Below are 20,454 nucleotides of genomic sequence, written 5' to 3' on the forward strand. Positions count from 1 at the left end.
GGGGGCCCGCCGTGTCACGAGCGCGGCGCGATGAGCTCCACCGGATGCCGCACGGGCGAGCCTAACAGGGCGTCGAGCTGCTCGCCGCAGGACGTGCCGGCGGCGACGACCGTCCTGTCGGTCTCGCCGAACTGCTCGACGAGCGGCTCGCCGACGTCCATGCTCAGTTCGTAGTAGTCGCGCTTGTAGCCGAAGGAGCCGGCCATCCCGCAACACTCCGTGTCGGAGACGAGCACGTCGTAGCCGAGCTCCGCTAACACCGCCGTCGCGTACGCGCCGACACCGACGGTGCGGCCCTGACAGTGCGGGTGGTACGCGATCCCGTGTTCGGCGTCGACGCCGTCGGGCGCGCGGAGCGCCTCCGGATCCGCCCCGTTGTCGATCAGTCCGTACACGTACTCCATGACGTCGTAGCTCGCCTCGGCGAGTCGCTCGTGGGAGGCCTCGGGGAGGAACTTCCCGTACTCACGGCGGAACAGCGCGAGGTCGCTCGGCTCGATGACCACCACGTCGCGGCCGGCGTCGACGTGCGCTGCGAGCCCGGCGTACACGTCGTGCGCGGCGGCGTCCGCGGTGTCGACCATCCCCTGTGAGAGCGGCGGACGACCGCTGCCCGGCAGGTCGGGGACGTGGACGTGGACGTCGAGCGCCTCGAGCGCGCGGACCGTCGCCTTCCCACGTGCCACGTCGGCGTAGTTCGTCGCCGTGTCGGGGTAGACGACCGCCTCGCGTGCCGCCGACTCGGGCGGTACCGCCGCGCCGCCGCGGGCCTCGAACCAGTCGACGAACGGTTCGCGGGCGAACTCGGGGAGATCGCGGCGGCGGTCGATGCCCGCGACGCGTTCGAGGAGCGCTCGGACGGGGGCCGCGTTCGCCGTCCGGTTAGTGATCGGCGCGGTGCGGCTCCCGAGCTTCGCGAGCGTCTCGTAGTTGCCGACGATCCGCGCGCCGAGGTCGAGTCCGGCGGGCTCCTCGTCGGGCACCAGCTCCTCGAACACCCAGTCGACCTGCCGCTCGGTCGCCTCCCCGCGGTTGATCCGGTCGCGGACGACCGTGTTGATCCACGGGATGTCGATGCCGACCGGACAGGCGGGGACGCAGCGCGAACAGCCCGTACAGAGGTCGTTGAACTCGGCGGCGACGTCGAGACCCTCGATGCCCGTCTCCCAGCCGGTGGCGATCCCGCCGGAGTACGTCTCGCCGCCGAACGCGTGGCCGCCGACGCTCTGGAAGTTGCCACAGGCGTTCGAACACGCCGAACACCGGATGCAGTACAGCGTCTCGCGCAGCTGGTCGTCCTCGCGCATCGCCATGCGCCCGTTGTCGATCAACACGAGGTGAAAGTCGCGGCCGGCGTCGGAAGCGGCGTCGTCCCCCGCGATCGGTGTCGAGTCCGTCTCGAAGTCGGGCACCGGCGAGTCGACCGGCGGCGTCAGCGTGGAGGTGTAGGAGGTGACGTCCTGTCCCGTCCCCGAGCGACCGATCAGCTCGACGAACGGCGAGAACGACTCGACGGAGGGAACGAGCTTCTCGACGCCCGCGACCGCGACGTGGGTGTCCGTCGCGGTCACCGTCTTCCGGGCGTTGCCCTCGCTGGTGACCAGGAGCATGGTCCCGGAGTCGGCCGCGATGAAGTTCGCGCCCGTCATCCCGACGTCCGCGCCCTCGATCAGCTCGCCGAGCCGCTCGCGGGCGAACATCGTCAGCTCCTCGGCGGTCTCCAACGGCTCGTCGGGATCGAACCGCTCGTTGAACAGGTCGGCGATCGCCTCGCGGGACTTGTGAAGCGCGGGCGCGACGATGTGGGACGGCTCCTCGTCGGCGATCTGCAGGACCCACTCGCCGAGGTCCGTCTCGACGACGTCGACGCCGTCGGCCTCGAGCGCCTCGTTCACCTCGATCTCCTCCGAGGTCATCGATTTGGACTTGACGAGTCGGTCGCCGTCACGCTCGTCGACCACCTCCCGGACGTACCGGTTCGCGTCCGCGGCGTCGTCGGCGACGTACACGGTGCCGCCGTTGGCCTCGACGCTCCCTTTCATTTCCGCGATGAGCTCCGGGAGGCGACCGATCGCGTCCTCCTTTATCGCCCGCGCCTCGGCTTTCAGCTCCTCGTAGTCGTCGAGCCGCCCGGTCGACTCATAGCGGCCGGCGTTGAATCCGCGGGTGTTCTCGGCGACGGCGTCCCCCTCCGTCGCCATCAGCTCGCGGATCCGCGCCGCCGTGTCGACGTCGCTTTTCATCGCGCCATCCCATCGGAGTCGGCAGCGGACTCCCCGTCACCCTCGCCCGCGATCAACACGACGTGGACCTCCTTGGGGCCGTGTGCCCCCTGTACGAGTCCGCCCATGTCCGCGGTCGCGCTCGGGCCGGTCGCGAACACGACGTCGATCGCGTCGTCGCGCGCCCGCGGACCGAGCCACTCGAAGGCGTCGGCCATGTCGGGGACGACGTCGGACTCGCGGAGCACGACGACGTGTCGGTCGACGAAGAGGCTCACCGGCTCGGTGCCCGCCGGGTCGGCCTCGATCGCGACGCTCCCGTACGCCGCGATGCCGAGCGACGCTCCGGTGACCCCCGTGTGTGCCCCGCGGAGGTCGGCAGCTGTCGGGGCCGTGTCGATCCGGTCGGGAAGCGTCAGCTCCGGGCTGTCGAACGGAACGCCCACGGCCGGGTCGCCTGCCGCCTCCTCGATCAGCGGCGCGCACTGGTCGGGTGGACCCTCGCTGACGGCGACGTCGAGATCGTCGAGCCGATCGGTAAACGTCGACGTGGTTGCACGCGTCATACGCGACCTTTCGATGGCGGCCATTTGATTCTTTGTCTCCACCCCGCCGTCTTCGGCTATCGTCTCCGCCGTCTTCGGATATCGCCTCCGCCATCCTCGAATATCGCCTCCGCCATCCTCGAATATCGTCTCGAGTCGCTCTCGGGACGCTGTCGCTGCCGTTCCGGGCCGATCGACGACGGCGACGCCCGCGATCCGTCGCATGTTGCGGCCGATTCCGCTCGGTCCGAGACCTTTTCAACACCTGAGCGAGACGCACAACCATGGCAACCCACACGCCCGATCCCGACCCGCGGGATCGGAGCGACTTCGATTACACGGGCGGCGACGTCGAACGGCCGGATCTTGTAACGGCGCTCGATCGACTCGTCGACGGCGACGTTCGGTTCGACGACTACTCGCGGCGGCTGTACGCGACCGACGCCTCCGCATACGACGTCACGCCGATCGGCGTCGTCCTCCCGGAATCGACCGCGGACGTGGCGGCGGTCCACGAGTACTGCTACGAGGAGGGGATCCCGGTGCTCCCGCGCGGCGGTGGCACGTCGCTCGCGGGCCAGAGCGTCAACGAGGCGGTCGTGCTCGATATGACCCACTCGTTGGACGAGATCCGTTCGATCGATCCGGACGCGCGGACGGCGCGGCTCCAGTCGGGAGCGTACGTCGGCGACCTCAACGCGGCAGCCGAACCGCACGGCCTGAAGTTCGCCCCCGACCCCGCGTGGCGCGACAAGTCCGCGATCGGCGGCGCGATCGGGAACAACTCCACCGGCTCGCACTCGCTGAAGTACGGCAAGACGGACCACTACGTCGAGGAGCTGGAGGTCGTGCTGGCCGACGGCACGGTGACGACGTTCGGCGACGTCGCCGTCGAGGAGCTTCGCGAGTCGGCCGACCCCGACGCCGACGACCTCCTCTCTCGGATCCACGCGGAGGTCGTTCGGATCCTCGACGAGGAGACCGACCGGATCGACGAGCGGTTCCCCGAGATGAAACGCAACGTCTCCGGCTACAACCTCGACCGCCTGCTCGCGGAGTACCGCGGCGAGTACGGCGAGGCGGGCGTCGTCAACCTCGGTCGGCTGCTCGCGGGCAGCGAGGGAACGCTCGCCACGATCACCGAGGCGACCGTCTCGCTCGTGGACATCCCGGAGACGAAAGCGGTCGCGCTGTTGGCCTACGAGGACCTGCTCGACGCGATGGAGGACGTCGCCCCGATCCTCGAACACGACCCCGCCGCCGTCGAGGTGATGGACGACGTGCTGCTCGGGCTCGCGGCCGACACCGCGGAGTTCGGCGAGCTCGTCGGCACGCTTCCGGACGGGACCGACTCCGTGTTGCTCGTCGAGTTCTACGCCGACGGCGACGACGACGGAAAACGGAAGGTCGCGGACCTGATCGCCGACCGCGTCGGGGACACGCTCGCGGACGGGTCGGCCCCTGCGGCGGAGCCGAGCGAGGGCGCGGAGTCGACGACGGACCAGCCGCGGCGCGCGTTCGCCGCGATGGAAGCACACGACCCCGACGAGCGCGACCGGTTCTGGAAGATGCGCAAGTCCGGGCTCCCGATCCTCCTCTCGCGGACCTCCGACGAGAAGCACATCTCCTTCATCGAGGACTGTGCGATCCCGCCGGAGCACCTCCCGGAGTACACGGCGGAGTTCCAGGAGATCCTGGCGGACAACGACACGTTTGCCACCTTCTACGCGCACGCCGGGCCCGGCGTGCTCCACATTCGCCCCCTGATAAACACCAAGGACGTCGACGGCGTGGACGCGATGGTCGACATCGCGGACCGCGTGACCGACGCCGTCGTCCGGTACGGCGGCTCCGTCTCCGGCGAACACGGCGACGGCCGCGCGCGGACGCAGTGGAACCGAAAGCTGTACGGCGACGACCTGTGGGAGTCGTTCCGCGAGCTCAAGACGGCGTTCGACCCCGACTGGCTGCTCAACCCCGGAAACGTCTGCGGCGAGTTCGACATGCGCGAGAACCTCCGGTTCGATCCGGAGTACGAGCTGGATCTCGGCTTCGATCCCGCCCTGGAGTGGGCCAACGAGAACGGCATGCAGGGGATGGTCGAGCTGTGTCACGGCTGCGGTGGCTGTCGCGGCCCGCAGGAGACGACCGGCGGCGTCATGTGTCCGACGTATCGGGCGGCCGAAGAGGAGATACAGGCGACCCGAGGGCGCGCGAACATGCTCCGCGGCGCGATGTCCGGCGAGCTCCCCGCGGACCCGACCGACGAGGAGTTCGTCACCGAGGTGATGGACCTGTGTGTCGGCTGTAAGGGCTGTGCGATGGACTGCCCGAGCGAGGTGGACATGGCGAAGCTGAAGACCGAGGTGGAACACGCCCACCACCGGGAACACGGCGCGAGCCTGCGGACGAAGCTGTTCGGCAACTTCGAGTCGCTCGCACCCCTCGGGTCGACGTTCGCCCCGCTTTCGAACGCCGCGCCGAAGATACCCGGCGCGCGCCTCCTCATGGAGAAGACGCTCGGCGTCGCCAGCGAGCGGAAGCTCCCCGAGTTCCGCTCGGAGAGCCTGACCGACTGGTTCGAGGCCCGCGGCGGTGCGGGCGTCCCGCGGACCGACGCCGACCGAGACGTGCTGTTGTTCCCCGACGTGTACACGACGTACACGAATCCGGGTGCCGGAAAGGCCGCAGTGCGCGTGCTCGAGGCCGCGAACTGCCACGTCCGGATCGCCGACGTCGAGGGGAGCGGGCGACCGGCCTACTCGAAGGGGCTGGTCGACGAGGCTCGCGCCATCGCCCGAGACACCGTCGAGACGCTCGCGCCCGACGCGGAGACTGGGTGGGACGTCGTCGTCGTCGAGCCGTCCGACGCCGTCATGCTACAGTCCGACTACTTCGACGTGCTCGGCGGCGGAGCCAGCGACGTCCCGGACGACGACGTCGCCGCGGTCGCGGCACGCACGTACGGCGTCATGGAGTACGTCGACGCGCACCGTCTGGACGAGACGCTCTCGTTCGACGCGCCCGGCGAGCGCCTGACGTATCACGGCCACTGTCATCAGAAGGCGACGAAGAAGGATCACCACGCGGTCGGCGTGTTGCGTCGGGCGGGCTACGGCGTCGATCCGCTCGACTCCTCCTGTTGTGGGATGGCCGGCTCGTTCGGCTACGAGGCGGAGCACTACTCGATGAGCAAGGCGATCAGCCGCATGCTGTTCGATCTGGTCGACGAGAGCGACGGCGACGTCGTCGTCGCCCCCGGCGCGTCCTGTCGGAGCCAACTGGAGGACAGAGACGACGCGGCGGCGGAGCCGCCGCACCCGGTCGAGAAGCTCGCCGCGGCGCTCGAGTGAGGGCCGCGGCGCTCGAGTGAGGACGATCGGCCGCGTCCGGACGAGATCGATCCGATCGATCGTTTGATACATCCGGGACGCGTGGATCCGTCGCATGACCGACGACCGGATCCCAGTCACCGTTCTCAGCGGCTATCTCGGTGCCGGCAAGACGACGCTGGTCAACCACCTGCTCACGAACCCCGGCGACCGGCGGATCGCGGTTGTGCTCAACGACATGGGGGAGGTGAACGTCGACGCCGAGCTCGTCGCCCGCGAGAACGACGACGAAGGAGTGATCGACTTATCGAACGGCTGCATCTGCTGTCGGCTACAGGACGACCTGCTGACGGAGGCCGCCGATCTCGCCGCGTCGCGGGAGTTCGACTACCTTCTCGTGGAGTCGTCGGGGATCTCCGAGCCGATCCCCATCGCGCAGGCGTTCACGGAGGGGACGGAGAGCTCCGACGTCGACCCCACCGAACGGTTCCGGCTGGACACGATGGTGACGGTGCTCGACACGTACGGCTTCTGGAAGGAGTTCGACGCCGGCGAGAACCTCCCCGAGGAAGCGGGGACGGACACGGGTCGACCGCTCGCGGACGTGCTCGTCGAGGGGATCGAGTTCTGTGACGTCCTCCTGTTGAACAAGACGGACATGGTGCCGGACGACGTGCTCGACCGGATCGAGTCGGTCGCGGAGCGGCTCGGCCCCAGAGCAAAGCGGATCCGGACGACCTATTCCGAGGTCGATCCCGGCGCGGTGCTCGACACCGGCCTGTTCGACTTCGAGACCGCCAAAGGCTCCGCCGGCTGGAAACGCGCGATCGTCGAGGCGGAAGCCGACGACCACGACGCGGACCACGACCACGACGCGGACCACGACCACGGGCATGCCCACACACACGATCACACCGAAGGTGCGGCGGCCGCTCACGGCGTCGAGTCGTTCGTCTATCGCGAGGAGATGCCGTTCGATCCCGAGTCGCTGGCGGCGTGGCTCGGCGACTGGGACGGGTCGATAATCCGTGCGAAGGGCGTCGCGCGCGTCGCCGGTACCGACGACGTCATCGGCGTCAGTCAGGCCGGCCCGTCGGTGCAGGCCGGCCCGATCGGCGAGTGGGGCGACAGTGACGACCGACGGACCAGACTCGTGTTCATCGGCCAGGAGATGGACGAAGCACGGATCCGCGAGGAACTCGACGAGTTGCTCACGGCGGACGACGACGTAACGAGCGAGGAGGCGGCCGAGGCGTTTCCGGTCTGACTGCACGGGAGGGCGCGACCCTCGGTACTGTCAGTTAAAACAGCGACTCGGAGCCGTCGAGGACCGTCGCCGGGCCGCCCACGCGCCAGACGTCGGTGTCGATCCCGATCTCCGCGATCCGCGATTCGACCTCGTCGACGTGGTCGGCGCGGGTGTTGACGTAGACGGACGCACCGGTGTCCGTCGAGAAGTACACCGGAACGCCGGACTCTTGGAGCTCACGGACCGCGTTGAACACGGCGATCGTCTCCGGCTGCCAGTACACCCAGCCGGCGGGTCCGGTCATCGTCGTCGCCGTCAGCGACAGCGAGTCGTGCTCGGCGGTCTCGAAGATACGGTCGAACGAGCCCGCACGCAGCGCGTCGGTCATCTCGACGAGTTGATCCTGGACGTGGGCGGTCCGCGCCTGCATCATGTGGCTGGCCGCGGCCTCGCGGTGAGCCTCCTCCGTCTCCTTATAAGCGGGAACGTGGGCGGCGACGATCCGGACGTCCTCCTCGGGGTCGAACCCGTCCTCGCCGACGCCGACGTCGAGCCGGTACGAGCGACAGTCGTCGTCGTTGAGCCCGGCGTCGAGCCGGGAGTACGCGCCGGTCACCGCGCGGGCCGCGGAGGAGGAGCCGCGGCGGGCGACGGTGGAGATCTCGGGGAGGGTGAGATCGAGACCGGCGGCCTCGGTGAGCGCGAGCGCCGCGGCCGCGAAGCCCGACGACGACGAGCCGAAGCCGATGTTCGACGGGAAGGAGTTCTCGCTTTCGAGCCGCACCGCGTGATCGAAGCCGGCGAGCTCGCGAACGTGGTCGACGACGGCGTCGATCCGCTCGGCCGCGCGACCCGTCACGTCCTCGCCACCGATCACGTACGTGTCCGCGCTCGCGTCCGGCTCCCACTCGACGGTCGTCGTCGTCGCGGTCGGCGCGGTACAGAGGCTGATGCTGTCGTGGTACGGCAGTCGGAGTTCCTCGTCGCGCATCCCGTGGTACTTGACGAGCCCCTGGATCGGGTGGGCTCGTGCGGTGACTTTCTCGGTCATTGTCTCGGAGAGCGGTCGGCGGGGGATTAGTCGTTGCGATGGGCGGGAGGAAAACGGTGCCCGTCGTCGAATGCTCAGTACGTCTCGACGTCGAGACCGTCGATGCGCTCGAAGTGGTCGTGATTACGTGTATATATTTATAAATGTCAGCGCCGAGGTCGGCAGATCGCCTCTGCCGGAGATCGTAATGGTGGACGTTCGCCGGGTCAACCGTCTCGCTCCGAGAACAATTTGCAGTCTGCGCTACTCGGACTCGCGCACCAGCAAATAAATGACGACCACCAGTAACATCACGTCGATGCCCGCGATCACCGCCAGCGGCGTTCCGAACCCCCACTGCCACGCCCACTCGCTGCCTCGATCTTTCGCGTCCTTATAAAGCCATCTGCCGAGCGTCGCCCAGAGGACGAGCAGCGCCGCCAGCAGGAGCAGTTCGTCGCGGGCGACGGTGACGCCCAGGAACTGATACGTCGGTAGCTGTGCGATGGAGGGCGTGGCGAACATTCGTACTGCGGCATTTATCACCCACTTATAAAAATAGACCTCGACAGATCGACGTGAACCGCACCGGCCCCTCACCTCCCTCACCTGCCTCACCCACCTTCCGTCCCCGCGACGGCGACGCGATCAAGGGGAACCCTTTTTGAGGAGTCGGCGGGTACTCCGCGGTATGACCGAGTACACCGTCGAGTTCGTCGGCACCGGCGAGACGATCGAGGTGGCCGACACGGAGACGATCCTCTCCGCCTGTCTCGACGAGGGGATCGCTCAGGAGTACTCCTGCCGCGTCGGGATGTGTCTCGCCTGTTCGGCCGAGATACTCGACGGCGAAGTGACCCAGCCGGCCGCTCGCGGGTTCACCGACGAGGAGGCCGAGGAGTACGCGCTCACCTGCATGGCTCGACCGCAGTCGGATCTCGAACTCGATCGCGGGTCGTACCCGCCGAGCATCGAGAACGACGCCGCGACGGCGACCGACGCCGCGGACGTCGCCGACGACGCGCCGACGGCTGACGACGACTAACCGCTCCGGTGGCGGCGACTCACACCGGATCGAACGACCGGAGTATCGCGGCGAGCGCGCTCGCGAGTTCTTCGAACCGATCCATCTCCATGGAGTCGGTCGTCACCCAGATACCGTGCCCGTTCGCGATCACCCGCGTGAGGTAGCCGTTGTCGAACACCCGGACGGTGAACCGATAGTTGCCGAGCTGGGTGTTCGCGTACAGCGCCTGTGCGTGAAACCCGTGGCGCTCGCTCTCCGCGAACCCGACGAGGTCCGCGGTTCGATCCAGATCGTTGCGGAGATACAGCTGGTCGACGCTCTCCTCGGTGAAGTACGTGAGACTTCGAAGCTCGTCTCCGACGGCGGTCCGCGCAGCGCTGAGTAGTTCGTCGCGGTGAACGCCCGTGGATTGTGTCATGCTAACACGTTCGTACGTCCCCCACATGAGCGTATTGGTGATTCGAGACCCTGTCGTCCCCTCGAAGAGGGACAGAGTTTAGCGACCCCCGCGACACCTGCCACGTAATGAGCGACTACGACGACGTCTGCATCCTCCTCCCGACGATGGACGAGGCCGCGACGGTCGGGGAGGTCGTCTCGGGATTCCGGGAGGCGGGGTTCCCGAACGTGCTCGTCATGGACGGTGGCTCCACGGACGACACCCGGGCCATCGCTCGAACGGCGGGTGCCCGAGTGGCGCGCCAGTCCGGACAGGGAAAGGGGCAAGCCGTCCGCGAGGCCGTTCGCGACCACATCGACGAGTCGTACGTGTTGATGGCCGACGCCGACGACACGTACGACGCCGAGGACGCGTCCGCGATGCTGCAGCCACTGATAGACGGCGACGCCGAACACGTGATCGGGAACCGATTCGCGGACATGCGACCGGGTGCGATGACGAGACTGAATCAGGTGGGAAACCGGATCATCAACCTCACCTTTCGCGCCATCCACGGCGAGAACTTTCGAGACATTCTCTCCGGGTACCGCGCGTTCACCCGCGAGTCGTTTCTCCGATCGAACCTCACCGCGGACGGGTTCGGGATCGAGACGGAGTTGGCGGTGGAGTGCGTGAAAAACCGGACTCGGGTTCGCGTCGTCCCGATCACGTATCGGCCACGTCCCGACGGCTCCGCAACGAACCTCAACCCGGTCCGCGACGGCGGCGTGATCTTCCTCGAACTGTATCGGAAGGCGAAGACGAACAACCCGCTGTTCTACTTCGGTTCCGTGGGCGCGCTCTCGACGGCCGCCGGTGCCGTGATGACCCTCTACGTGCTGTACGAGTGGCTCGTGTACGAGATCGGTCACGAGATCGTCGCGGTCGGTGCCGTCGGCGCGACGATCCTCGGGATCCAGCTGCTCATCTTCGGCGTGCTCGCCGACATGATCCTCACCCTCCACCGCGAGCAGCTGTCGCATCGTGAGCGCGTCAACGGCGACGAGTAGCCGTCGTATGTCGAGAGCGGGACCGCACCGCCGCTCGGTCGCGGTCGCGATTCGGGGCCAGTTCCCCGTATGGTTTATGCCGATCCCCCGAAACGACCCCGCATGGACGAGAAGCGATTCGTCGTGACCCTCTTCGGGTTGGCGGTCGCCGGCATCACCGGCTACATCGCGTACCGGTTCGTCGCGGCGCTTACCGTGTCCGTGTTCCTCTACTACTCGACCCGGCGGTTCTATCACGGGCTCTCACGGCTCCGACTCCCCGCACGGGTTCGCGCCGCGACGGCCCTCTCGCTGGTCGGCATCCCGCTTATCGTCCTGTTGAGCGCCACGCTCGTGCTGGTGATGGTGGAGGCACGTCGGTTCATCGAGCAGTATCCCGTCACGGAGACCGTCGGAGCGGACGGGACGTGGGCCGACGGCTTGGCCGACCTCTCTGACCCCTCGGTCAGCGGACTGATCGCCACGTACCGGTCGGGGGAGTTCGACCCCGTCATCGAGCTCGTCGCCGAACACGCCGCGCTTCTGACGACGACGCTCACCGGCTTCCTGTTGAACCTACTTATCACGGTCGTCGTCACCTACTATCTCCTTTTGGACGGCTCGAGGTTCCACGATTGGCTGCTCACGTTCGACGACGACGCGGTCGTCCGCGAGTATCTGGAGGCCGCCGACGCCGAACTGGAGGCCGTGCTGTACGGGAACCTGCTCAACGTCATCGCGATATCGCTCATCGCGGTCGCGACGTATGTCGGCTACAACTTCGCGGTACCGGCCGCGATCGAGGTGCCGTACCCAACGCTTGCGGGCGCGTTGACCGGGATCGCGAGTCTGATCCCCGTCGTCGGGATGAAGATCGTCTATCTGCCGCTTGCAGGTGTGGCCGCGATGCCGACCGTCCTGAACAACGATCTCGGACTGCTCGTGTACATCGCAGGGTTCCTGGTGGTCGCCGTCGTCGTCGTCGACACGATCCCGGACATCCTCCTCCGACCGTACTTCAGCGGGAAGACGACCCACGTCGGGCTCCTGATGCTGGCGTACATCTTCGGGCCCGTCGTGTTCGGGTTCCACGGACTGTTTCTCGCGCCGATCGTGTTGGTGCTCGCGCTCACGTTCGCGGACACGGCGCTTCCACGACTGCTCGGGGTAGAGTCGAAGTCGGATCGATCGACGATCCCACCGGATCAGCGTCGGCTCGACGAGTTCCAGTAGCTCACAGCTCGATGCGCTCGACCAGCGCGCCGTCGCCGTTCTCTTTGCTGTTGATCGCGACGATCCTGACCTCCGATTCGAGCATCGATCCCTCGACTTTCGCTTTCAGCAGCGAGTCGACCTGGTACACGCCGGCCGCGTTGGTCATCTGTATCTCGACTCTGACCGGCGAGCGGTCGCCCTCGCACAACACGACCCGCTCTATCGCCTGCGAGGAGATGGTGTTGATCCCGCGACCGCCCTTCTCGTAGGGGACGCGTGAGCGGCCGCGTTCCATGTCGAGCCCGTCGGCGATCCGGATGACGCCCGCCTCGCGAGTGAGCGGCTCCTCCTCGATGTGGTGACAGAGGATCGCGTGGAGCACTTCGGACTTCACGCGAACCGCCGCGGGCGTCTCGTAGAACTCCGCGAGGATCCGATCGAGGATGTCCGCCGCCAGCGGAAGCGAGTAGTAGGAGTGATCGTCCCGGTGGACGACGTGGCCGATGTCGTGGAGCGTCGCGGCGAGCGCGAGGATCACGGGCTCGTCCGCCTCGTCGAGCCCCTGATCGCCCGCACCGTTGAACTCGACGTCGCCGCGTTTCAACAGCTCATAGAGCTGTAGCGCACGGTTTCGGACGATCTCGATGTGTTTCGTCCCGTGGTCGTTGTACCCCTTTCGGGAGACCGCGTTGACGTTTTGGGCTTCGAGATACGTCGTGATCTCGGGGTCGGACGTGATCCGATCGAGAACGGCGTTGAGCCGCTCGTCGGGGAAGGCGTGGTCCGCGTCCGGATCGTACTCTCGACGATCGGCGTGGGTATCGTCCGCTGGTTCACTCATCGTGCGGGTACGACGCGTGCCGAGACTAAAAACGTGCGGCGATCGCATGTACCCGGCGTCGGCCCACTGGACGACTGTCCAGCGGACGTTCAGTGTTCGGTGGTTTCCATCAGCGAGAGCAGCGTCTCCTGCTCGTCGACGGCGGCCGGGTGGATGCCGACGAGTGCGATGACGTCGTCGCCGTGTTCGACCGTCCCGAAGTGAACGAGTACCGGGACGTCGCCGTCGGCGGGGACGCCCTCGGGATCGATGTCGGTGTCCTCCGCGTCGACGTCGTCAGCGTTCTCCGCACCGACGTCATCGGGATCGATGTCTACGTCGTCGGGATCGACGTCTACGTCCAACTCCGCTTCGAACGTGTGTACCTCCACGTCGGTACCGAGGATCCGTCGCGTCTGCGATCCGCGCTCCTCGAACGCATCCTCGTCCACGTCGGCGTCGTCGCCGACCCGTTCGATGAGTCGGCGGATCACCTCGGCGTCGTCGGCGCGGACGAGGGGATTGACGGACTGGCCGACGACCGTCGCGTCCGGCGTGCTCGCGACGAACAGCGACGCTCCGCGGTCCGGGTTCGCGTAGACCGCCGTCCACGTCGTCACCGAGACGGTGGCGTCGATCCCGAACTCCGCGAACTCCGATTCGATCTCGAACGGGTCGGGATCGTCGCCCTCGTACCCGTCGGCGGCGAGCACGTCGCCCGCTATCGTCGCGGGGTCCGCGTCGAACGCGTACACGCCGTCCTCGCCGTCCGCCCCGCCGATACAGCCCGCCGTCGCGATCGACGCCGGCACCGCGGCCGCCGCGAGGAAACGCCTCCGATACATACCGGCCGTACGTCCGGTGGGGCTGTTAATCCTGTCGGCCGGGTATCCGTGCTGCGGATCGGGGCTCGGGCGCGTGGCCGGACCGCCGACCGTCCCGCCCGCACGGCTTCGGACGTTTTAAGCACGCGACCGACCCTGTGTGGAACAATGAGCGACGACGACCAGGAGCTCGGTATCACCGAGTCAAAGTCACACAACACCGGCGAGTGGTACGCCGAGGTCGTACAGAAGGCCGGGCTGGCGGAGTACGGCCCGGAGGGAATGAGCGGGTTCATCGTCACGCGACCGCGAGCGTACGCCATCTGGGAGCGTCTCCAGGGCTTTCTCGACGCGAAGTTCAAGCAGACGGGCGTCCAGAACGCCTACTTCCCGCTGTTCATCCCCGAGTCGTACCTCGAACGCGAAAAGGAGATCGTCGAGGGGTTCGATCCGGAGGTCGCCTGGGTGACGGAGGCGGGAACGACGGAGCTTGAGGAGCGGCTCGCCGTCCGTCCCACCTCCGAGTCGATCATCACGCCGTACATCAGCCGGTGGGTACGGAGCCACCGCGACCTTCCCCTGCGGGTGAACCAGTGGTGTTCGGTCGTTCGATGGGAGGCGACCGAGACCAAGCCGTTCTTCCGGACGAAGGAGTTCCTCTGGCAGGAGGGACACACCGCACACGCCAGCCACGAGGACGCGTGGGACGAAACGATGCGACGACTCGACCAGTACGAGTCGGTCTACGAGGACCTGCTCGCGATCCCCGTCCTCCGCGGCCAGAAGCCCGAACACGACAAGTTCCCCGGCGCGGACACGACGACGACCGTCGAGGCGCTCATGCCCGACGGCAAGTCCGTCCAGGGCGCGACCTCCCACCACCTCGGTCAGTCGTTCGCGGAGGCGTTCGACATCACCTACGCCGACGCCGACGAGAACGAGCGAGTCGCACACACCACCTCGTGGGGGCTCTCGTGGCGAGCGCTCGGCGCGCTGATCATGACACACTCCGACGAGCAAGGGCTCGTGCTCCCGCCGACGGTCGCGCCCACGCAGGTCGTCATCGTCCCCATCTGGCAGGAGGACACGAAAGCGGACGTCCTCGAGTACGCCGAGGGAGTCGCCGACGACCTCGACGACGCCGGGATCCGCGTCGAACTCGACGATCGCGACGGGCGCAACCCCGGGTTCAAGTTCAACGAACACGAGCTCAACGGGATCCCCCTCCGGATCGAGATCGGTCCCCACGAGGTCGACGACGACGAACTCACGCTCGTCCATCGGCCGGACGGCGAATCGACCGTCGAGGAGCGCGACGGCGTCGCCGACACCGTCCGGGACCACTTCGACGAGGTGTACGCGAAGCTGTACGCGGCCGCCGAGGAGACCCTCGACGGCGCGGTGCGCGAGGCCGACGAGCGCGCCGACGTGCTCGGCACGCTCGGACAGCACGGCGGCTACGTGCGGACGCCGTGGTGCGGCGACGAGGCGTGTGAGGAGGCGATCAAGGAGCCGATCGCGGCGGAGATCGTGATGGTGCCGTTCGAGGACGACGACGAACTCGCCGCCGCCGACCACGACGAGACGTGTGCGATCTGCGACGAGAATGCGACCCGAACCGCGTACTTCGCGAAGTCGTACTGAATCCAATAGACGTTCGCGTACTTCGCGAAGTCGTATCGCATCCGATAGACGTTCGTCTAATTATATCAGTGAATACATCTAGATCAGGACCTATTTCTCGTATAAATGAGAATAGTACTGCAGTTGTTCTCCTCGTTGTGGACGAACGTTTTATGTGGTAACCAATGACGACCCCTGATGAATAATTACCTTATATTCCCTAATGTGTGGACAAGGGTATACACCCCTATCAGGGTCACACCTTTAAGTAACGGGTAGCGAGTGGCGTGTATGACCAAGCCACGTAGTACCACCCTCGATTCGGAGTCATCCGAGTCGACGGGTCGCGACGCGGGTCTCGCGTCGCCGGACGACGACCGCTCGAACTGTGGGATCGGCGGGATCGTCGATCTGGACGGGGAGCCGAGCCACGACACCGTAACCGACGCCGTCCGCCTGTTGGAGAACCTCGAACACCGCGGGACGACCGGTGCCGAACGGAACACCGGCGACGGCGCGGGGATCATGGTCGCACGCCCGGACGGGTTCTTCCGCGAGGTCGTCGAGGCGGACCTGCCCGACGAGTACGCGGTCGGCTCCCTGTTCATGCCGACCGAGCCGAACGTCCAGGCGGAGATCCACGACGTCATCGCCGAGACGTTCTCGGTGTACGGCCTGGAGGTGCTCGAGTGGCGCTCCGTCCCGACGGACAACGCCGACCTCGGCGAGACGGCGCTCGACTCCGAACCCGAGATCCAGCAGCTGTTCGTCGCGCCCGTCGAGGGCGCGGGACTCGCCGAACGCTTCGGCGAGACGGAGACGTTCGAGACGGACGCGGACCCCGAGCTACAGGGGTTCGACCGCTCGCTGTACGCCGCCCGCCGTGAGATCGAGAACCGCGTCGACGACGTCGACGGGGCGGGACGCTTCTACGTCTGCTCGCTCGACCGCCAGCGTGTCGTGTACAAGGGACTGTTGAAGGGCTCGCAGATCGCCGACTACTACCCGGACCTGTCCGACGAGCGCTTCGCCAGCCACGTCGCTCTGGTTCACGCTCGGTTCTCGACGAACACGCTCGGCGCGTGGCACCTCGCACACCCGTACCGCAACATCGTCCACAACGGCGAGTTCAACACCATCCGCGGGAACATCAACTGGATGCGGGCCCGAGAGAACGACCTCGAACACCCCGCGTTCGGCCCGGAGCTCGACACCCTCAAGCCGATCATCAACGACCCGAACCAGTCCGACACCGCGAGCGTCGACAACGCCGTGGAGCTCCTCTTACAGACCGGCCGGGACCTCCCGCACGCGCTCCGCATGCTCATCCCGGAGGCGTTCCGGAACGACCACCTGATGGACGACGACCGGGCGGACTTCTACGACTACCACGCCTCGCTCGTCGAGCCCTGGGACGGCCCCGCCCTCGTCATCGGCTTCGACGGCGAGCAGGTCGCGGGCGTCCTCGACCGTAACGGGCTTCGCCCGTGCCGCTACGAGGTCACCGACGAGAACCGCCTCGTCGTCGGCAGCGAGGTCGGCGCGCTCCCGACGGACTCCTCGAACGTCCGCTCGCGGGGCCGCCTCCGGCCCGGCGAGATTTTCGTCGCCGACCCGGAAGAGGGACGGATCGTCCCCGACGACGACGTGTTCGCCGAGCTCACCGACGAGAAGTACGGCGAGTGGGTCGCGGAGAACCAGGCCGACCTCGAGAGCCTCGTCGACGGTGACGACGGCACCGCGGCGGGCGTCGACGCGACCGCCGCCGCCGACGGCCGGACGGTCGCCGGGGCGGACGACGAAGACGCACCGGCGGACGACGAACCCGCACCGACCGTTCGCACCCATCAGGTCGCGTTCGGCTACACGACGGACTCGCTTGACCACCTCGTGGAGCCGATGGCGAAGACGGGGAGGGACCCGGTCGGATCGATGGGCGACGACACGCCGCTGTCCGTGCTCGCCGACGTCGACCGCCCCCTCTTCTCGTACTTCAAGCAGCTGTTCGCGCAGGTGTCGAACCCGCCGATCGACTACATCCGCGAGGAGCTCGTCACCTCGCTGGAGTCCCGCATCGGCGACCAGCGGAACCTGCTTGCGGAGACGCCGGCCCACGCTCACCAGATCGTCGCCGATTCGCCCGTCCTGACGGACGCCGAGACGGCGGAGCTGAAGGCGCTCGACGACCCTCACGACCGAGACGCGGGTGACGACGCAACCGGATTCACGTCCGAGACGATCGACGCGACGTACCACCACGACGGCTCGCTGTCCGACGCCGTGACTCGCCTCCGAGGCGACGCAGCCGAGGCGATCGAGGCGGGCGCGGACGTCGTCGTCCTCTCGGACCGCGACGTCGGCTCCGACCGGCTCGCGATCCCGAGCCTGCTCGCGACCGGTGCGGTTCACCACCACCTCGTTCGGAAGGGGCTCCGCAACCGCGCGGGGCTCGTCGTCGAGTCCGGCGAGCCACACGAGGTCCACCACCTCGCGACGCTCGTCGGCTACGGGGCCGACGCGGTCGATCCCTACCTCGCGTACGCCTCCATCGCGGACGTCATCGCCGGGCCGGACGGAGCCGACGAGGCCGAGGCGCTGGCCGCCTACCGCACGGCGCTGGAACACGGCCTGTTGAAGATCATGGCGAAGATGGGGATCTCGACGGTCGAGTCCTATCAGGGCGCACAGATCTTCGAGGCGGTCGGACTCGACTCGTCGTTCGTCGGCGAGTTCTTCGAGGGCACGGAGATCCGCACGGAGGGGATCGGTATCGAGGGGATCGAGGACGACCTCCGGACGCGCCACGCGATGGCGTTCGGCGCGGACCCGCAGCTCGAAACGATCGGCGAGTACGAGAACCGGTCGTCCGGTCTCCACCACGGCTGGAACCCGCAGACCGTCGGGACGCTCCAGCAGGCGGTCCGCCGCGGCGACTACGAGCAGTACGAGGAGTTCGCGGAGCTGGTCAACGACCAGTCGAAGACGCTCCAGACGCTGCGCGGCCTCCTCGAGTTCGAGTCGGACCGCGATCCCGTTCCGATCGACGAGGTCCAGCCCATCGAGGAGATCGTCGAGCGCTTCTCGACGGCCGCGATGAGCTTCGGGAGCATCTCGCCGGAAGCCCACGAGAACAACTCGATCGCGATGAACCGGCTCGGCGCGAAGTCGAACACCGGCGAGGGCGGCGAGCCCCCCGAACGGTTCGACACCGAGAAGGAGTGTAACGTGAAACAGGTCGCGTCCGGCCGGTTCGGCGTCACCTCGGAGTACCTCGCGAGCGCCGAGGAGCTCCAGATAAAGATGGCACAGGGGTCCAAGCCCGGCGAGGGCGGTCACCTCCCGGGCGAGAAGGTCAACGAGATGATCGCCCACGTCCGGTGTTCCACGCCGGGCGTCGGACTCATCTCGCCGCCGCCCCAACACGACATCTACTCGATCGAGGACCTCAAACAGCTCATCTTCGATCTGAAGGCGGCGAGCCCGGACGCCGACGTCAACGTGAAGCTCGTCTCGGAGGCGGGGATCGGCACCATCGCGGCGGGCGTCGCGAAGGCGAACGCCGACGTCGTCCACGTCTCCGGCCACTCCGGCGGGACCGGGGCGTCGCCGAAGACGTCGATCAAGAACGCGGGGCTCCCGTGGGAGCTCGGGCTCGCGGAGACGAACCAGATGCTCCGCGCGACCGGCCTGCGAGACCGTATCCGCGTCACCGCGGACGGCGGGCTGAAGACTGGCCGCGACGTCGCGGTCGCGGCGGCGCTCGGCGCGGAGGAGTACGTGTTCGGAACCGCCTCGCTGGTCACCTCCGGCTGCGTGATGGCCCGGCAGTGTCACGAGAACACCTGCCCGGTCGGCGTCGCCACCCAGCGCGAGGACCTCCGCAAGCGGTTCCCCGGCGAGCCCGAACACGTGATCAACTACATGACGTTCATCGCCCAGGAGCTGCGCGAGCTGATGGCCGAACTGGGCTTCCGCGAGGTCGAGGAGTTCATCGGTCGGCCGGAGCTTCTGACCCAGCGGGAGACCGACCACGAGAAGGCGAAACACCTCGATCTGTCGGCGGTCATCGCGGAGCCGGCGGGCGACGCGCGGACGAAGGCCCGCGAGCAGGACCACCCCGGCATCGACGAACTCCTCGACTGGGACCTCATCGCCGACGCGAGAAACGCCATCATCGACGGGGCTCCGGTCGCGCTCACCCGCGACATCGACAACGTCGACCGCGCGGTCGGCGCGACGCTGTCGAACAAGGTGGTCTCGGAACACGGCGGCGACGGGTTGCCGGACGACACGATCACCTGTCGGTTCGACGGCTACGCGGGCCAGAGCTTCGGCGCGTTCCTCGCGCCGGGGATCACGATGGAGCTGACCGGCGCGGCGAACGACTACGTCGGCAAGGGGCTCTCGGGCGGTCGGCTCGTCATCAACACGCCGGCCGACGCCGGCTACGACCCGGCGGAGAACGTCGTGGCAGGCAACGTCTGCCTGTACGGCGCGACCGCCGGCGAGACGTACGTCAACGGGGTCGCGGGCGAGCGGTTCGGCGTCCGAAACTCCGGCGTGAAGGCGGTCGTCGAGGGCGTCGGTGACCACGGCTGTGAGTACATGACCGGCGGCGTCGTCGCCGTGCTCGGCGACACCGGCCGCAACTTCGCGGCCGGGATGTCCGGCGGGATCGCGTACGTGTACGACCCCGATGACCGGCTCGACGAGCGCGTGAACCGCGGGATGGTCTCCGTCTCCGACGAGCTCGAGGAGTCGGACGTCGCGATGCTCCGACGGCTCGTCGAGAACCATCACGCGTACACCGGCAGCGACCGCGCGGTCGAACTGCTCGACGACTGGGCGAGCGTCGTCGACGACTTCGTCCGCGTGTTCCCCGACGCCTACGCCGCGGTCATCGCCGAGGGGAAGGGCGCTGACGTCCGGGACGAGCGTCCCGAGCCCGCCGAGACGCGAGCGGGGGCCGGCTCCGACCGGGTCGAGGGCGTCTCCAGCGACGACTGATCGCCGCGAGACGAGCCGTGGACGGCGGCCGATCGTTCCGGCACCGTCCGGCCGCTCGTCTCCACACGGTTAACCCGCCCCATCGAACGCGTCTCCGTACCTTTTTGGGCCTCATCGTTCAACGACTCACTC

General features: G+C 67.6%; 14 protein-coding genes. 7 read left to right on the forward strand and 7 right to left on the reverse strand.

The features are described 5' to 3' along the window. Positions 1–14: 14 nt before the first annotated feature. The gene (locus ACNSN7_RS10455) at positions 15–2,243 is read right to left on the reverse strand and encodes an LUD domain-containing protein (RefSeq protein WP_418282225.1); all 2,229 of its coding nucleotides are present in this window, start codon (positions 2,241–2,243) and stop codon (positions 15–17) included. Continuing rightward, positions 2,240–2,788 carry an LUD domain-containing protein gene (locus ACNSN7_RS10460; protein WP_418282226.1) on the reverse strand — a complete coding sequence of 183 codons (549 nt, stop codon included), beginning with the start codon at positions 2,786–2,788 and terminating at the stop codon, positions 2,240–2,242. Before ACNSN7_RS10460 ends, ACNSN7_RS10455 begins: the two co-directional genes overlap by 4 nt. A 263-nt stretch (positions 2,789–3,051) precedes the next feature. Between ACNSN7_RS10460 and ACNSN7_RS10465 the strand changes: the two genes are divergently transcribed. Together ACNSN7_RS10465 and ACNSN7_RS10470 are read left to right on the forward strand one after the other, a co-directional pair. After that, positions 3,052–6,120, forward strand: a complete 3,069-nt coding sequence (locus ACNSN7_RS10465) for an FAD-binding and (Fe-S)-binding domain-containing protein (RefSeq protein ID WP_418282227.1) — start codon at positions 3,052–3,054, stop codon at positions 6,118–6,120. 94 nt (positions 6,121–6,214) lie between these two features. Then, positions 6,215–7,366 (forward strand): CobW family GTP-binding protein, encoded by a 1,152-nt coding sequence (locus ACNSN7_RS10470; protein WP_418282228.1) that lies wholly within the window; start codon positions 6,215–6,217, stop codon positions 7,364–7,366. A gap of 34 nt (positions 7,367–7,400) precedes the next feature. Here ACNSN7_RS10470 and mvaD read toward each other — a convergent pair whose 3' ends face one another. Beyond that, positions 7,401–8,399 carry a phosphomevalonate decarboxylase MvaD gene (gene mvaD / locus ACNSN7_RS10475; RefSeq protein WP_418282229.1) on the reverse strand — a complete coding sequence of 333 codons (999 nt, stop codon included), beginning with the start codon at positions 8,397–8,399 and terminating at the stop codon, positions 7,401–7,403. 243 nt (positions 8,400–8,642) lie between these two features. Then, positions 8,643–8,903, reverse strand: coding sequence for a hypothetical protein (locus ACNSN7_RS10480; RefSeq protein ID WP_418282230.1), 261 nt, complete (start codon positions 8,901–8,903; stop codon positions 8,643–8,645). Between the two features lie 166 nt (positions 8,904–9,069). Between ACNSN7_RS10480 and ACNSN7_RS10485 the strand changes: the two genes are divergently transcribed. Further along, positions 9,070–9,423: a 2Fe-2S iron-sulfur cluster-binding protein gene (locus ACNSN7_RS10485; protein ID WP_418282231.1), complete on the forward strand. Its 354-nt coding sequence runs from the start codon at positions 9,070–9,072 to the stop codon at positions 9,421–9,423. A 19-nt stretch (positions 9,424–9,442) separates the two neighbouring features. On the opposite strand, the gene ACNSN7_RS10490 is transcribed toward ACNSN7_RS10485, so the two are convergent. Then, entirely contained in the window at positions 9,443–9,823 is a 381-nt protein-coding gene (locus ACNSN7_RS10490; RefSeq protein ID WP_418282232.1) for a DUF7522 family protein, read from the reverse strand. Between the two features lie 107 nt (positions 9,824–9,930). Between ACNSN7_RS10490 and aglJ the strand changes: the two genes are divergently transcribed. Beyond that, entirely contained in the window at positions 9,931–10,854 is a 924-nt protein-coding gene (gene aglJ, locus ACNSN7_RS10495) for an S-layer glycoprotein N-glycosyltransferase AglJ (RefSeq protein ID WP_418282233.1), read from the forward strand. Positions 10,855–10,956: 102 nt separating this feature from the next. Then, the gene (locus tag ACNSN7_RS10500; protein ID WP_418282234.1) at positions 10,957–12,066 is read left to right on the forward strand and encodes an AI-2E family transporter; all 1,110 of its coding nucleotides are present in this window, start codon (positions 10,957–10,959) and stop codon (positions 12,064–12,066) included. 1 nt (position 12,067) lies between these two features. Here the strand turns inward: ACNSN7_RS10500 and ACNSN7_RS10505 are convergent, their stop codons facing one another. Further along, a complete protein-coding gene (locus tag ACNSN7_RS10505) occupies positions 12,068–12,889 on the reverse strand; it encodes an HD domain-containing protein (protein ID WP_418282235.1) in 822 nt (273 codons plus the stop codon). 89 nt (positions 12,890–12,978) lie between these two features. After that, positions 12,979–13,713 (reverse strand): DUF6517 family protein, encoded by a 735-nt coding sequence (locus ACNSN7_RS10510; protein ID WP_418282236.1) that lies wholly within the window; start codon positions 13,711–13,713, stop codon positions 12,979–12,981. A 147-nt stretch (positions 13,714–13,860) separates the two neighbouring features. Between ACNSN7_RS10510 and proS the strand changes: the two genes are divergently transcribed. Next, positions 13,861–15,336 (forward strand): proline--tRNA ligase, encoded by a 1,476-nt coding sequence (gene proS / locus ACNSN7_RS10515; RefSeq protein ID WP_418282237.1) that lies wholly within the window; start codon positions 13,861–13,863, stop codon positions 15,334–15,336. Between the two features lie 270 nt (positions 15,337–15,606). Further along, the gene (gltB, locus tag ACNSN7_RS10520) at positions 15,607–20,322 is read left to right on the forward strand and encodes a glutamate synthase large subunit (RefSeq protein WP_418282238.1); all 4,716 of its coding nucleotides are present in this window, start codon (positions 15,607–15,609) and stop codon (positions 20,320–20,322) included. Positions 20,323–20,454: the final 132 nt, after the last annotated feature.

It is taken from the genome of Halorubrum rarum, assembly GCF_048380895.1.
GTDB lineage: Archaea > Halobacteriota > Halobacteria > Halobacteriales > Haloferacaceae > Halorubrum.

Coding starts and splice junctions, on each gene's coding strand:
- ACNSN7_RS10455 (WP_418282225.1), bottom strand. CDS start 2,243: ATGAAAAGCGACGTCGACACGGCGGCGCGGATCCGCGAGCTGATGGCG.
- ACNSN7_RS10460 (WP_418282226.1), bottom strand. CDS start 2,788: ATGACGCGTGCAACCACGTCGACGTTTACCGATCGGCTCGACGATCTC.
- ACNSN7_RS10465 (WP_418282227.1), top strand. CDS start 3,052: ATGGCAACCCACACGCCCGATCCCGACCCGCGGGATCGGAGCGACTTC.
- ACNSN7_RS10470 (WP_418282228.1), top strand. CDS start 6,215: ATGACCGACGACCGGATCCCAGTCACCGTTCTCAGCGGCTATCTCGGT.
- mvaD (WP_418282229.1), bottom strand. CDS start 8,399: ATGACCGAGAAAGTCACCGCACGAGCCCACCCGATCCAGGGGCTCGTC.
- ACNSN7_RS10480 (WP_418282230.1), bottom strand. CDS start 8,903: ATGTTCGCCACGCCCTCCATCGCACAGCTACCGACGTATCAGTTCCTG.
- ACNSN7_RS10485 (WP_418282231.1), top strand. CDS start 9,070: ATGACCGAGTACACCGTCGAGTTCGTCGGCACCGGCGAGACGATCGAG.
- ACNSN7_RS10490 (WP_418282232.1), bottom strand. CDS start 9,823: ATGACACAATCCACGGGCGTTCACCGCGACGAACTACTCAGCGCTGCG.
- aglJ (WP_418282233.1), top strand. CDS start 9,931: ATGAGCGACTACGACGACGTCTGCATCCTCCTCCCGACGATGGACGAG.
- ACNSN7_RS10500 (WP_418282234.1), top strand. CDS start 10,957: ATGGACGAGAAGCGATTCGTCGTGACCCTCTTCGGGTTGGCGGTCGCC.
- ACNSN7_RS10505 (WP_418282235.1), bottom strand. CDS start 12,889: ATGAGTGAACCAGCGGACGATACCCACGCCGATCGTCGAGAGTACGAT.
- ACNSN7_RS10510 (WP_418282236.1), bottom strand. CDS start 13,713: ATGTATCGGAGGCGTTTCCTCGCGGCGGCCGCGGTGCCGGCGTCGATC.
- proS (WP_418282237.1), top strand. CDS start 13,861: ATGAGCGACGACGACCAGGAGCTCGGTATCACCGAGTCAAAGTCACAC.
- gltB (WP_418282238.1), top strand. CDS start 15,607: ATGACCAAGCCACGTAGTACCACCCTCGATTCGGAGTCATCCGAGTCG.